This is a genomic window from Vibrio sp. STUT-A11, from assembly GCF_026000435.1.
Lineage (GTDB): Bacteria > Pseudomonadota > Gammaproteobacteria > Enterobacterales > Vibrionaceae > Vibrio.
The window spans coordinates 553,244-567,229 of sequence record NZ_AP026763.1 but is presented as its reverse complement, the minus strand read 5'-3'; the positions used below and the strand labels follow the sequence as shown (position 1 = coordinate 567,229).

General features: G+C 45.4%; 13 protein-coding genes. 2 read left to right on the top strand and 11 right to left on the bottom strand.

Annotation, left to right across the window (positions count from 1 at the left end; all coding sequences use genetic code 11):
* Window positions 1–608: 608 nt before the first annotated feature.
* From rplS to ffh, 5 genes are all read right to left on the bottom strand, one after another.
* On the bottom strand, window positions 609–962 hold the full coding sequence (rplS, locus tag OO774_RS02760) for a 50S ribosomal protein L19 (RefSeq protein ID WP_005379971.1): 354 nt from the start codon (window positions 960–962) through the stop codon (window positions 609–611).
* 41 nt (window positions 963–1,003) lie between these two features.
* Complete coding sequence (gene trmD, locus OO774_RS02755) at window positions 1,004–1,765, bottom strand: tRNA (guanosine(37)-N1)-methyltransferase TrmD (RefSeq protein ID WP_264904452.1); 762 nt, start codon at window positions 1,763–1,765, stop codon at window positions 1,004–1,006.
* Window positions 1,766–1,792: 27 nt separating this feature from the next.
* Window positions 1,793–2,341 (bottom strand): ribosome maturation factor RimM, encoded by a 549-nt coding sequence (gene rimM, locus OO774_RS02750; RefSeq protein WP_005379964.1) that lies wholly within the window; start codon window positions 2,339–2,341, stop codon window positions 1,793–1,795.
* 30 nt (window positions 2,342–2,371) lie between these two features.
* Window positions 2,372–2,620, bottom strand: a complete 249-nt coding sequence (gene rpsP / locus OO774_RS02745) for a 30S ribosomal protein S16 (protein WP_005379962.1) — start codon at window positions 2,618–2,620, stop codon at window positions 2,372–2,374.
* A 208-nt stretch (window positions 2,621–2,828) separates the two neighbouring features.
* Window positions 2,829–4,211, bottom strand: a complete 1,383-nt coding sequence (gene ffh / locus OO774_RS02740) for a signal recognition particle protein (RefSeq protein ID WP_264904395.1) — start codon at window positions 4,209–4,211, stop codon at window positions 2,829–2,831.
* A 224-nt stretch (window positions 4,212–4,435) separates the two neighbouring features.
* On the opposite strand from ffh, the gene OO774_RS02735 reads away from it, so the two are divergent.
* The gene (locus OO774_RS02735) at window positions 4,436–5,230 is read left to right on the top strand and encodes an inner membrane protein YpjD (protein WP_264904394.1); all 795 of its coding nucleotides are present in this window, start codon (window positions 4,436–4,438) and stop codon (window positions 5,228–5,230) included.
* Between the two features lie 117 nt (window positions 5,231–5,347).
* Window positions 5,348–6,625: a CNNM domain-containing protein gene (locus tag OO774_RS02730; RefSeq protein WP_264904393.1), complete on the top strand. Its 1,278-nt coding sequence runs from the start codon at window positions 5,348–5,350 to the stop codon at window positions 6,623–6,625.
* A gap of 90 nt (window positions 6,626–6,715) precedes the next feature.
* On the opposite strand, the gene luxS is transcribed toward OO774_RS02730, so the two are convergent.
* The 6 genes from luxS to OO774_RS02700 form a co-directional block, all read right to left on the bottom strand.
* Entirely contained in the window at window positions 6,716–7,234 is a 519-nt protein-coding gene (gene luxS, locus OO774_RS02725) for an S-ribosylhomocysteine lyase (RefSeq protein WP_014232962.1), read from the bottom strand.
* A 69-nt stretch (window positions 7,235–7,303) separates the two neighbouring features.
* On the bottom strand, window positions 7,304–7,909 hold the full coding sequence (locus OO774_RS02720; RefSeq protein WP_264904392.1) for a hypothetical protein: 606 nt from the start codon (window positions 7,907–7,909) through the stop codon (window positions 7,304–7,306).
* A gap of 27 nt (window positions 7,910–7,936) precedes the next feature.
* Complete coding sequence (gene gshA, locus OO774_RS02715; protein WP_264904391.1) at window positions 7,937–9,502, bottom strand: glutamate--cysteine ligase; 1,566 nt, start codon at window positions 9,500–9,502, stop codon at window positions 7,937–7,939.
* A gap of 156 nt (window positions 9,503–9,658) precedes the next feature.
* Window positions 9,659–12,502: a pitrilysin family protein gene (locus OO774_RS02710; protein ID WP_264904390.1), complete on the bottom strand. Its 2,844-nt coding sequence runs from the start codon at window positions 12,500–12,502 to the stop codon at window positions 9,659–9,661.
* Window positions 12,503–12,511: 9 nt separating this feature from the next.
* A complete protein-coding gene (locus OO774_RS02705; protein WP_264904389.1) occupies window positions 12,512–12,973 on the bottom strand; it encodes a YqaA family protein in 462 nt (153 codons plus the stop codon).
* Window positions 12,967–13,917 carry an NADP-dependent oxidoreductase gene (locus OO774_RS02700; protein ID WP_264904388.1) on the bottom strand — a complete coding sequence of 317 codons (951 nt, stop codon included), beginning with the start codon at window positions 13,915–13,917 and terminating at the stop codon, window positions 12,967–12,969. Before OO774_RS02700 ends, OO774_RS02705 begins: the two co-directional genes overlap by 7 nt.
* Window positions 13,918–13,986: the final 69 nt, after the last annotated feature.

Genomic DNA, 13,986 nt, shown 5'->3' with positions numbered 1-13,986 from the left:
AGCCTTAGCGACATCAGGAATCTGTTCAAAACAATGATCCAGCTGAAACAGGCACCTTCGAATTCAGCACGTGAGGAGTAGATCCTGAATCACGCTTCTTCGTCGCTGTTCAGGATGACTATGTTAACCTGTAGCATTTAGCCGTCCATATTTCAAAACAACCATACCTAGGATTTAGTTTCCTAATCCCTAGAACCTTACTGTATTCTGCCAGAGATAATTTCTGTATTCCGTCTCGCTTCCCCGTCATTCCGAGGAGCCTTAGCGACATCAGGAATCTGTTCAAAACAATGATCCAGCTGAAACAGGCACCTTCGAATTCAGCACGTGAGGAGTAGATCCTGAATCACGCTTCTTCGTCGCTGTCCAGAATAACGAATTTTAACCGTTACGTTCTGCAATCGGTATTCATTAGTCCCCTTTTTCTACCCTGATTATTTTGATGATTTAGCGAAGCTATTTTTTATTCGAGCAAGGCGGAGGCGCGGAGTGTACGCCAGTACATGAGCACCGACAACACAGCTCGGGTGAAAAAGAGCAAGCTAAATACACAAAATAAAAAAACGGAGCCCAATGGACTCCGTTTAATGAGAACGCTAGTTATAGCATTACTTCTTAGCAAGTTTCTCTTTGATACGAGCAGACTTACCAGAACGCTCACGTAGGTAGTACAACTTGGCACGACGTACTGCACCACGGCGTTTAACTTCGATGCTATCAACGATTGGAGAGTGTGTTTGGAACGTACGCTCAACACCTTCACCGTTAGAGATCTTACGTACAGTGAAAGCAGAGTGTAGACCACGGTTACGGATTGCGATTACAACGCCTTCGAAAGCCTGTAGACGCTCACGGTCACCTTCTTTTACCTTAACTTGAACAACAACAGTGTCACCTGGTGCAAATTTAGGTAGGTCTGATTTCATTTGCTCTTCTTCAAGAGCTTTGATGATGTTACTCATTTTTAAAATTCCTAGAATAAACTGATACTAAATAAATTAGGTTACTTTGCATTCTGTTCGTTAACGGCTTTATGCTCACTAATAAACTCGGCAAGTAATTGTTCCTGTTCGTCAGTCAGAGCTAGGTTTTCCAGGAGCTCTGGTCTTCTTAGCCAAGTTCGGCCCAGCGACTGCTTGAGTCGCCATTGACGAATGTCCTTGTGATTACCTGACAACAGTACCGCTGGTACTTCTTTGCCATCCAATACTTCAGGACGCGTATAGTGAGGGCAATCTAGCAAACCATTAGCAAAAGAGTCTTCTTCTGCTGACGAAAAATCTCCTAGAACTCCCGGTATAAACCGAGAAACCGAATCAATTAACGTCATGGCTGGTATCTCACCACCCGTCATCACAAAATCCCCGATCGACCATTCTTCGTCAACTTCGGATTGTATGATGCGCTCATCTACCCCTTCATAACGGCCACAGATAAGAAGTAAATTCTCATTTGTTGCCAGCTCTTCAACCCCTTGCTGGTCGAGCTTACGACCTTGAGGAGAGAGGTAAATGACTTTCGTCTTACCCGGTGAGGCTTGCTTAGCGGTATGAATGGCATCGCGCAAAGGCTGAACCATCATTAACATACCTGGGCCACCACCGTAAGGTCGGTCATCGACTGTTCGATGCTTGTCGTGAGTGAAATCTCGAGGATTCCAAGTCTCAATCGACAAAAGACCTTTTTTAACCGCTTGACCTGTTACTCCATAATCAGTAACAGAACGGAACATTTCAGGAAAAAGGCTAATAACGCCAACCCACATGTTTATCTCGCTCTGTAATTTTGGAGATTAGAATCCAGGATCCCAGTCAACTTCGATCCGTTGAGCTTCGCGATCAACATTAATGATCACTTGCTCTTCAAGGAACGGGATTAATCGTTCCTTTTGCCCGAAAGCATCTTTAAGATTTGCTTTAACCACCAGAACATCGTTTGAGCCAGTTTCTAGCATGTCAGTAACGACACCCAGATCGTAACCTTTAGTGGTTACTACTTGCATCCCAAACAATTCACGCCAGTAGAATTCATCTTCTGACAATTCAGGTAGTACCGCTGGGTCAATAGCAATTTCAAAGTTCGTCATTAAATGCGCGTCTTCACGAACATCCATGCCTTCCAGCTTAGCCACCATACCTTTATTATGGCGCTTCCAGCTTTCTACTTTGTACTCAACCCATTTGCCCTTTTGGTTAATGTACCAAGGACTGTAATCGAAAATGCTTTCAGCATTGTCTGTGTAGGAAAAAACCTTAAGCCAACCTCGAATGCCGTAAGTAGCACCAAACTTGCCTACAACAATCTTTTCGTTGCTCATTGTTTCTTTACCTTTCATCGACATAAACTAGTTTCTACTTCTAACAGTAAAAAATTAAGCCGCTTTTTGAGCGTCTTTAACTAGCTTAGCAACGCGGTCAGATACAGACGCGCCTTGACCAACCCAGTGGTTAACGCGGTCTAGGTCTAGACGTAGACCTTCTTCTTGACCTTTAGCAGTTGGGTTAAAGAAACCAACTTTCTCGATGAAACGGCCAGTTGCAGCGTTGCGGCTGTCCGCTACTACGATTTGATAAAATGGACGCTTCTTAGCGCCGTGACGTGCCAAACGAATGGTTACCATGTCGTCCTCTTTGCTTTCTCAAAAATAAAATTAACCCCAAGAACCATTCAGTAATTGAACGATTTGGGGCTCGTGCCAAAATAAAGCTCCGGAATTTTACTCTTCTACCGGAGCAATGCAAGGGGTTTAGTTACTTTTTCACCAACATAAATGGAAATTAAAGTTTGTGATGTAGCTAACACCCTGAAACTATAGCGTGTGTGGGCAATTATCGACCAAATGGATTGAAGCCACCGCCTCCGCCCATGCCACCCATCATACCTTGCATGTTGCGCATCATGCCTTTCATGCCGCCTTTCTGCATTTTCTTCATCATCTTCTGCATCTGGGTGAACTGTTTTAGCAGACGGTTTACGTCCTGAACTTGCACACCTGAACCTGCAGCAATACGCTTCTTACGCGAACCCTTGATGATTTCTGGGCGTTGACGCTCTTTCATCGTCATAGAGCTGATGATCGCTTCCATCTGCTTAAACATCTTGTCATCGACTTTATCTTTGACATTGTCAGGTAGCTGAGACATGCCTGGCAGTTTATCCATCATGCCCATCATACCGCCCATGTTTTGCATCTGGTCTAGCTGTTCACGGAAGTCTTCTAAGTCGAAGCCTTTCTTCTCTTTGAACTTTTTCGCTAGTTTTTCTGCTTTTTCTTGGTCAACGTTACGTTGCAGGTCTTCAATCAAAGACAGAACGTCACCCATGCCAAGAATACGTGATGCCACGCGATCTGGGTGGAAGGGTTCTAGTGCGTCAGTTTTCTCACCAACACCGAGGAATTTAATTGGTTTACCCGTGATATGACGAACCGATAGCGCCGCACCACCACGTGCATCGCCATCAACTTTGGTTAGAATCACACCCGTCAGTGGCAGTGCATCACCAAAGGCCTTAGCGGTATTCGCCGCATCCTGACCTGTCATTGCATCAACAACAAACAGTGTCTCAACCGGGTTGATCGCAGAGTGAAGATCTTTAATCTCACCCATCATCTGTTCATCAATCGCCAGGCGACCTGCGGTATCGACAATCAGAACGTCGTAGAATTTCTTCTTCGCGTGGTCGATGGCTGCGTTCGCAATATCAATAGGCTTTTGGTCTGGAGACGACGGGAAGAAATCGACACCGATGTCTGATGCCAGTGTTTCTAGCTGTTTGATCGCCGCAGGACGGTAAACGTCGGCAGACACAACCAGTACTTTCTTCTTATCACGCTCTTTTAACAGCTTGGATAGCTTACCTACCGATGTGGTTTTACCCGCACCTTGTAGACCGGCCATCAAAAGTACTGCTGGCGGCTGAGCAGCTAGGTTCAGAGCTTCGTTAGACTCACCCATTACTGCTTCAAGCTCGGTTTGAACGATCTTAATAAACTCTTGACCCGGAGTCAGAGATTTAGAAACTTCTACACCAACCGCTTTTTCTTTAACGCGGTTTACAAATTCACGAACAACAGGAAGCGCAACGTCCGCTTCCAAGAGCGCCATTCGTACTTCACGTAGGGTTTCTTTAATGTTGTCTTCTGTCAGACGACCTTTGCCACTGATATTTTTCAGCGTTTTGGATAATCGATCCGTTAAATTCTCAAACATCTTTGTCTCTTCGCTAAAATGGCGATTAATTAGGGTGAGTATACCTTAGCCAAGGTCTGAGTCATACCCGTACCGCTGCTCTATTATTATCTCTATTTCTATATGGTGGGGTAACTTATTAATTTCAATCTCTCATCTATCGCGATTGTTGTCGCATAGAGCGTAGCCGCAAAGAGTAATGCAAGGTATAATTTCTCTATTGTGCACAACAACATTTAGGATTCATGGATAGCGTAATTGCCATCGCGGCCGCCATACTTTACGTATTAGCGATTGCGACGATCATACCCGGACTTTCACAACAGTCAGTCATCAAAGCAAAAACCGTATTTGCCAGCGCTGCCTGTGCGCTTGTTTTCCATGCGTGGTTATTGAGTGATCTGATCCTCGATGGTTCAGGTCAGAACTTTAGTATTCTCAATGTCGCCTCTCTTATCAGTTTCATCATCTCTCTGGTGATGAGCGTTTCGATGCTAAAGAATCGGCTTTGGTTTCTGTTGCCCGTCGTTTATAGCTTTGCTGCTATCAACCTATCTGCCGCGGCTTTTTTACCGAGCACCTTCATCAAACATTTAGAAAACGACCCTAAGTTACTTATACACATTTCTTTTGCTCTGTTTTCTTATGCCACACTAAGTATTGGCGCGTTGTATGCGCTGCAACTGGCTTGGCTTGACCACAAACTGAAAACCAAAAAATCTCTGGCAATCAACCCTAATTTACCGCCATTACTCATGGTTGAACGTCAGCTGTTTAAAATTATTCTAATTGGTAATTTACTGCTGACGGCTACGCTTATTACAGGCTACGTATTTGTGCAAGATATGTTCGCAGAAGGAAAAGCGCATAAAGCCATTCTTTCTTTCATCGCTTGGGTGGTCTATTCAATCTTATTGTGGGGCCACTATCAAAATGGTTGGCGCGGAAGAAAAGTAACCTGGTTTGCCGTAGCGGGAGCAACATTACTCACCCTAGCTTATTTCGGTAGCCGCTTTGTAAGAGAGATCATTTTGAATTAAGGCACTGATATGTCCTTTATATTCAAAGTTAAATCAAATACAGTACCGTAACTCTATGACTTAACCGTCATACATAGCTTTTAAAATAACCCAATACTTACAAGGAACTGCAACGTTTTGGACGACATATCTACGGGTATCTTATTTGCGCTACTCGCGTGTCTTATCGTCATATCAGGTTACTTTTCCGGTTCAGAAACAGGGATGATGTCACTGAACCGTTATCGCTTGAAACACTTAGCCAAAAATGGGCATAAGGGGGCAAGGCGTGTCGAAAAATTATTAGACCGCCCTGATCGTCTGATCGGTCTAATCCTTATAGGCAATAACCTTGTCAACATTCTCGCTTCGGCGATTGCGACTATTATTGGCATGCGCCTGTACGGTGATATGGGTGTGGCGATTGCGACGGGTGCGCTCACCATGGTGGTTTTAGTGTTTGCCGAAGTGACGCCAAAAACCATTGCCGCTCTGTATCCAGAGCGTGTGTCTTATACCAGCAGTATTCTGTTAACCATTCTGATGAAGTTACTTTCACCACTTGTGCTGTTAGTTAACTTCATTACCAATGGCTTCATTCGCCTGCTCGGGGTAAAAGCGGATCACTCGGTCGAAGATCACCTCAGTTCAGAAGAATTACGTACAGTAGTAAACGAAGCCGGCGGCCTTATCCCTCGTCGCCACCAAGATATGCTGGTGTCCATTCTGGACCTTGAGCACGTCACGGTAAACGATATTATGGTGCCACGTAATGAAATTACTGGTATCGACATCAACGACGACTGGAAGTCTATCGTTCGTCAGTTAACGCACTCACCACATGGCCGTATCGTTTTTTACCGCGATCAAATCGATGAAGTGGTCGGCATGCTGCGTTTGCGTGAGGCTTACCGCCTAATGCTGGAAAAGAACGAGTTCACCAAAGAGACATTACTGCGTGCAGCTGATGAAGTGTACTACATTCCTGAAGGTACGCCTCTGAACGTGCAGATGCTGAAGTTCCAGCGCAATAAACAGCGCATTGGTCTTATCGTTGATGAGTATGGTGACATTATTGGCTTGGTTACGCTTGAAGATATCCTGGAAGAGATCATCGGTGAGTTTACCACTTCGATCTCACCAAGCTTATCTGATGAAATCAGCCCACAAGGTGATGGCAGTTTCTTAATCGAAGGCAGCACCAATATTCGTGACATCAATAAAGGTCTCAAATGGCACCTTCCGACTGATGGCCCTCGTACGTTAAACGGCTTAATTCTAGAGCACTTAGAAGATATTCCTGAAAGCCACCTAAGTGTGCAAGTGTCCGGTCATCCGATGGAAATTGTCGAGATTGATGAGAATCGAATTAAGTTAGTGCGCGTCTACCCTAAACGGAAGAAAGGCAGTAACTAACTTACTCGCCATTAGCTTCTTCACGATGAAAAAAGAGCCTGACGTTGTCAGGCTCTTTTGGTTAAAACACTTGATAAGACAACTCGGGTCTTAGTCGATACGCAGTTCTTTTAACATCGACTCAGGTAAAGCTAGCTCATCATTTTTATTCACTGACACACCCGCATCCAGAATGTTTTTCGCAATTTGTTTTGCTTCATCCAATGAGTGCATTGCCGCAGTGCCACATTGGTATTCATTCAGCTCAGGAATTTTGTTCTGGCTTTCTACTTTCAGTACATCTTCCATTGATGCAATCCAAGCGTCTGCGACTTGCTGTTCTGAAGGTGTACCGATCAGGCTCATGTAGAAGCCAGTGCGACACCCCATTGGTGAAATATCAATAATCTCAACACTGTCACCGTTTAGATGGCTACGCATAAAGCCAGCGTAAAGGTGTTCTAGTGTATGAATACCTTTCTCAGAAAGGATATCTTTGTTTGGTGCAGTAAAGCGTAAATCGAAGACAGTAATGGTGTCCCCTTTTGGGGTTTGCATGGTTTTCGCAACTCGCACAGCTGGTGCATTCATACGAGTGTGATCCACAGTAAAACTATCGAGTAAAGGCATTACATCTCTCCTGATTGTAATCTCAACACCTTACGGTATTGGTTTGATTTCTGTTTATCCCTATGAGGGTTAAAAGAACCAGCTGCTGTTGTCTTCCAGTTCCTGACGACATTGTTTCAGCTGCCAGCCATAATTCTTCGCGGTTTGTTCTACACGTCGCGCGACTTTAACTAAGCTAGGCTTCCTTTTATAGGTTCCGCGCTGATAACCGCCTCTCCCCTCATGATAGGCAAGATACTGGTTATATGGGTCCCATAAAGAGATACCAAGCTGGCGACGGGTTTCGTGGGTATACCAACCGACAAACATCATAGCGTCGTCAAAGTTAGTACGCGATCCACCTTGCCCGGTCGACTCTTGAAAATCGTCCCATGCGGGATCTTGCGCTTGGGCGTAGCCATAGGCACTACTGACTCTACCCCAAGGGATAAAGCCCAGCACATAATCTTTGGGTGGTTTTGCGTCGTGTCGGTAGCCACTCTCTTGCTTAATGATTGCCATCGCGACATGGATCGGAGTACCCCACTCTTCTTCCATATCTTTCGCATCATCATACCAGCCAGATTTCTCGCGGAATATCTCACATAGATTATCTTGCTGCTTCGGTGGTGCCGTCGCACATCCAGCGAGCAACACACAACCTAACACCGACACCACTAGAGGCTTAATATTCAATCCCACCCAATCCTTACTATTGCGTTATTACTTTAAGTAAGCAAAATAGTCTTCTAAAAAGTCATCAAAAGACATCGTGTCACTCAGCTCTGCTTGCTTTTGCTTTTCAACAGATGCAGCGACTTCCTGCTCCATTATTTCTTGTGAGTAATATTGGTAGCCGTGATGCAGATTGTCTTCACGATGCTTCATACCTAATGAACAACCCACTTTACCTAAGCCGCCTAACTCTTTTGTTAGTTCCAATAATTGACCTGAAGTCGTTAGTTCAGGCTCCTCAATCCAGCCAGTTAGCTTATCGCAAACCTGTTGGTAAGCACTGCCACCAGTTACCTCGTCTATCATCACGGCAATTTGGCGTAGCTCGGCAAACACACGATGTGCCCACTCTTGCAGAGGCAGGCGCTCACCTTGGCAACCGATCTGAAGCATCAAGCCTTTTTCACGACCAGAAACAATGACTTTGTTCCAGTTATCACGCCAGCACTCCAGCTCGCAGTTATCCATCGGGTCTGAATCAGACAAGGCTGCCCAAGTCAGGAACAGATCCAGGAAGCGCACTTGTTCTTCTGTGATACCTACTGGGCTGAATGGGTTCACATCAAGAGAGCGAACTTCAATATATTCAACGCCAGCACGCTTCAATGCTTCTGATGGTTTCTCTCCACTTTTTGCCACGCGTTTAGGGCGAATTGGCGCGTACAATTCGTTCTCAATCTGCAAAATATTTGAGTTAAGTTGACGGTACTCACCATCCACTTTCACGCCAATTTTTGCAAACTCTTCTGACGGACGACGAATAGCATCACTTAAACCTTCTAGGTACTGATCAATACTATTAAAGCCTATTTTTAGCGTGCTCTGTGCATTATTCGTGTATCCGAGATCACTCAGACGCAAAGAAGTCGATTTCGGCAGGAATAAAGTGCCACCCAAACTTTCAAACGGCAAATCCGTTTCCCGCCCCTGAATAAACGATCCACACAGCGCAGGTGAAGCACCGAAGAAATATGGAATCATCCAACCAAAACGATAGTAATTACGAATGAGGGCAAAGTACGCATCAGATTTCGTTTCCTGACGAGCTTCTTCATCCTGCTCGCCATACAGGGCATCCCAAAACGATTCAGGGAATGAGAAGTTGAAGTGCACTCCTGAGATGATCTGCATCAAACTCCCGTAACGGCGTTTTAGCCCTTCTCGGTAGAGTGTTTTCATTCGTGCTGAGTTAGAGGAACCATACTGTGCGAGATTAATATTCTCTTCACTGGCGACATAACATGGCATCGAAAGTGGCCACATTTTTTCTTCAGCCATTTTCGTTTGAGTAAAGTGGTGGATATCTTTCAGTTGGGCCATTAGCTCCGGAATATCATGAGAAACCGGAGTGATAAACTCCAATAGTGATTCAGAAAAGTCCGTAGTAATCCATTGGTTCGTGAACGCTGAGCCCAACCCCTCTGGATGAGGTGTTGTTGCTAGCTGTCCATCCTGACGATAGCGTAAAGTTTCACGCTCAACACCGCGTCCAAACTGCTTAAATACTTCTGGGTTTGATGCAACTTTTTCCAGTCGCGCAGCAAAATCAGTCAAAATGAGGTTCGCTTATGTTAGGAGCAGGCCACTTGCCATCCGAAGCAAGTGAAAGCTAAGTTATTGATATTCAGTTCATCTAGATAAAGAACCCATGAAAAGTTACTTATCTAGATGTATAGCGGAGAGCACGCCCTCCGCTATTAGATGTGTACTCTATCGAATGATTTCAAGCTCTTCTACGTCTTTCCCCAACTTTTCTAATTGAGGGCGAAGTGATTTAGCATCGCCAACTACAATGATTTGATAATCATTAGGGTCAAACCACTTCTGTGCCAATGTATTTAGTGTCTGCTTGTCCACTGTTTCTACAATCGCATTTCGCTGCTGAAGATAGTCTTTATCGAGGTTGTATTTAGAGATGTTACTGATGAGCTCCGCTTTTTGTGTCGGAGTTTCATACTTTAGAGCATCTTTTTGCCCCACCGCCTGACGCATAAAGTTCAACTCATCATCCGTCATACCGGCTTGAGAGAATTCATTCAGTTCATTTTTCATCTCTATAATTGAAGCAACGGTCGAATCAGCACGGACTTGTGCGGTAAATACAACAGATCCAGTTTCAGGGTTACCAGAGAAGTAACCATACGCACCATACGTGTACCCCTTGTCTTCACGTAAGTTTTGGTTGATGCGGCTATTGAAGTTACCCGATAAATTGAAGTTAGCCAACTGACCTAGGAAAAACTCCCCCGTCGCATCGTATGGCACGCCTTGACGGACCATCATAACTACGCTTTGCGGCGCTCCCGGTTTGTCCACAAGGTGAACTTTCTGCTGGCCTAACGCTGGTATACTTTGTGGAGCATACAGCGGTGCTGCATCATCCTGCCAGTTCGTCCAGAACGCTAACTTTTGCTCGATATCTTGTTTGCTCACATCGCCGACAACCGTGATCTGAGCACCATGTGGCGTGTAGTGCGTTGTGTAAAACTCGCGGATATCATTGAGTGTCAGAGCTTTCATCCCCGCTTGAGTGCCGTCTTTAGGGCGAGCGAAAATGGAATCACCGTAAAGTACCTGACGGCTTGCTTGCGAAGCCATCCAGCTCGGGCTTTGATGCTCATAAACCAGTCCTTCCAGCGCTTGCTGTTTCACGCGTTCAAAATCTTCTTGTTTGAAAGCAGGAGACAGCAACATCTCTTCGACGATCTTTAAGGTTGGCGCTAGGTTTTTCTCCAAAGCAGAAACACTGATATTGGTGGTATATCCGGTTGCATCGACGGAAATAACACTGCCCAGTTTATCGAGCTCAGCCTGAATCTCTTCCATAGTGCGTTTTGTCGTGCCTTCCTGAAGCATTGATGCGGTGAGCTGTGCCAACCCTTCTTTGCCTTTCTCCACATAACGCGTGCCTGCAGGCAAGCTGAATTGCATCATAACGGTAGGCGTTTCATCGCTCACAGCGCCTAGAAGCTCAGAACCATTGTCGAAATGGACATCATATAGATCTGGCATAGTGGCTTTCACCGGTTCACCCATTGGTGGCTGCACAGAACGGTCAAAATCATCCGTCGCTCGGCGGTAAGCGAGTTGATCATCAGTGATCTTTTTATATTCAGGGAGTGTGCGCTCAGGCGTAACAAAAGTTGCTGGTTTGACAGCCAAATCCGTTTTACCCGTCGGTACCACACTCAGCGTCACTTTAGACTTACCCTGAATAAAATCACGGTAAACTTTATCAACGGAATCCGGGGTCACAGCTCGAATTTGTTCTAGCTGCTTTTCAATTAAGTCTGGCTGGCCAAAGAACGTTTCGTTAGAGGCTAACTGAGTCACTTTACCTTTGACACTTTGCAAGGCAAAAATCGCATCGGCTTCTGCCTTACCAGTGAGCTGTTCCAAACGATCTTCCGTTACACCGGTTTCAGCAAATTTATTTAAAGATTGAGCCAGGTCTTGGTACAGCTTAGATAAATCTCCCTTGTCGCCAGAGTCTCCCATCGCATAGACAAAGAAGGTACATGCCAGCTCCGCACAATCATGAAATGAACCTGCATCAACCGCTTTCTGGGTTTTCACCAGATCTTGATAAAGTAAGCTGTTGGTCCCGCCGCCAAGTACTTCGGATAAGGTATCCAGTGACGCTTGGCTTGCTTCACCATCGTAAGTCGTTGGCCACGCGATCATCACCATTGGCTGCTGAATACGATCTTCTAACGTAATGTATTTGCTTTCAGCCAGTGTTGCGGGCTGTTTTGGCGCATTCTCAACTTCGGGACCACGAGGAATAGAGCCAAAGTACTTGTTAACCCAAGTCAGCGTCTTTTCAACATCCAGATCGCCACCTATCGTCAGCGTGGCGTTATTTGGGCCATACCAACGTAAGAAGAAGGCTTTCAGATCATTCACGTCAACGCGATCTAAATCTTCTACATAACCGATGGTTTGCCATGAATATGGGTGGCCTTCTGGATACAACGCTTCTGACATGCGTTCCCAGATCAAACCATATGGGCGGTTATCATAACGTTGAGCACGTTCGTTCTTAACCGTTGAGCGTTGAATTTCAAACTTATGCTGTGATACCGCATCAAGCAAAAAGCCCATACGATCAGATTCGAGCCAAAGCATTTTTTCCAGCTGATTGGCTGGCACAGTTTCAAAGTAGTTAGTGCGATCTCGGTTGGTCGTTCCGTTGAGTGTTCCACCAGCCTCAGTGATGATTTTGAAATGCTCTTGATCAGCAACGTTCTCTGAGCCCTGGAACATCATATGCTCAAAGAAGTGCGCAAACCCAGACTTACCGATTTCTTCACGGGCAGAGCCAACATGATAAGTCATATCAACGTGAACCAGCGGATCTGAATCTTCTGGTGCGAGAATGACGGTCAATCCATTATCAAGCTTGTATTTTTGGTATGGGATTTTAACTTTGCCTTCTTCCGCTTGTGATGACTCGACGAAAGTAACCCCCTCTGGCAGTGAAGAAACAGGGGATTGTGATGCACAACCCGTGATCACTAGCAGTGAACACGCGCCAACCCAAAACATTCTCATGTACTTTCCTTAAAATAATCCAAGATAGATGGCGGCTAGAAGACTGTATCTAGCGGCCTTTCCAAATAATATTAACATTACACACGGCAGGAATTTCATCCGTAACCATCCTGCCGCTAAGCACAGCGGGTCACCAATAATAGGTAACCAGCTGAAAAATAAAGCCCAGTAACCATATTTTGCTAGCCACTTTAATGCAGTATGGCCATGTTTTTCATCCTGGGTTTTATTTGGAATCCATAATCCAAGCCAGTAGTTGGTCAAACCGCCCAGGGTATTACCAATCGTAGCTACAGTGATGATGGAAAAGACGGAATATTGATTTAGAGAGAGAGTAGCAATGAGACCAGCCTCAGAGCCACCAGGAAGTAAGGTAGCACTGAGAAAACCTGTCATGAAAAGCACCCATAATGCTGACCCAGAAAACCACAGCGCAATGTTCTCAAAGCCAGCATTGAATGCTTCTAACATGTCATATCAAGCAAAACCTTGCCTCGAGTGCGCCCAGACTCCACTTGTTCATGAGCTGCGACGACCTCGTCCATTGGATACACATGTTGAACCTCTGTTTTGAGTAGCCCTACATCCGCCATGTACAGCAATGAATCTAACTGCTCTGGCTTAGGCTCAACCAACATACCATTCGCTTCTAAGCCCAACTGTTTCGCTTGTTCGCAAATCTGCTCCGCGGTAATCGTAGGAATAGTAACAATCCTAGCATTAGGCTTTAGACATTTGAGAGCGTCCAGAGCCGCATCTCCACCCACTAAATCAATTAAAACATCTATGTCTTCAACACGTTCTGACACTGGCCCTAGTTGATAGTTCACTGCATGGGCACCAAGTGAAGTGAGATAATCGACATTTCGTTCACTGCAGGTTGTAAAAACCTCAGCCTTGCTTGCCACAGCCAGTTGCACCGCAATGTGTCCTACGCCACCCGCACCAGCAAGCACTAAAACACGATCACTTTCTGTGACGTTAGCTTTCTCCAGTGCCTGAGCCGCGGTTTGGCCGGCAAGAGGAAGTACTGCCGCCGATTCCAAACTGACATTACTTGGAACGTGGCTCAGCTCTGCTTCAGGCACACAGACATACTGACTGTATCCGCCACCTCTTACTGGAAAACCAATGAAACCAGCAACCTTATCTCCAACAGCAAAACGGGAAGTTTGCTCACCACATGATACGACTTCACCTGAAACATCGTATCCCGGAACCCAAGGCAGGTTATCTTTGTTTTGTTCTGCAGCCCAGCCCAGACCTGCACGAGTCTTTACATCAATAGGGTTAATACCGGAAAAAGAGACTTTTATTAACACTTCACCTGACTGTGGTGACGGTGTTGGGGCGTGTTGAATCGCAAGTACGCTTGCATCTCCAAATTCAGTGATAACTATCTGTTTGTGTTCCATAAACCATTCCTTAGAAGTGATACCAATCGTAGTAAATAATTGCTCATTCTAGCTTGTTAAAATACTCGA

Coding starts and splice junctions, on each gene's coding strand:
- rplS (WP_005379971.1), bottom strand. CDS start 962: ATGAGTAACATCATCAAAGCTCTTGAAGAAGAGCAAATGAAATCAGAC.
- trmD (WP_264904452.1), bottom strand. CDS start 1,765: ATGTGGGTTGGCGTTATTAGCCTTTTTCCTGAAATGTTCCGTTCTGTT.
- rimM (WP_005379964.1), bottom strand. CDS start 2,341: ATGTCGATGAAAGGTAAAGAAACAATGAGCAACGAAAAGATTGTTGTA.
- rpsP (WP_005379962.1), bottom strand. CDS start 2,620: ATGGTAACCATTCGTTTGGCACGTCACGGCGCTAAGAAGCGTCCATTT.
- ffh (WP_264904395.1), bottom strand. CDS start 4,211: ATGTTTGAGAATTTAACGGATCGATTATCCAAAACGCTGAAAAATATC.
- OO774_RS02735 (WP_264904394.1), top strand. CDS start 4,436: ATGGATAGCGTAATTGCCATCGCGGCCGCCATACTTTACGTATTAGCG.
- luxS (WP_014232962.1), bottom strand. CDS start 7,234: ATGCCTTTACTCGATAGTTTTACTGTGGATCACACTCGTATGAATGCA.
- OO774_RS02710 (WP_264904390.1), bottom strand. CDS start 12,502: ATGAGAATGTTTTGGGTTGGCGCGTGTTCACTGCTAGTGATCACGGGT.
- OO774_RS02705 (WP_264904389.1), bottom strand. CDS start 12,973: ATGTTAGAAGCATTCAATGCTGGCTTTGAGAACATTGCGCTGTGGTTT.
- OO774_RS02700 (WP_264904388.1), bottom strand. CDS start 13,917: ATGGAACACAAACAGATAGTTATCACTGAATTTGGAGATGCAAGCGTA.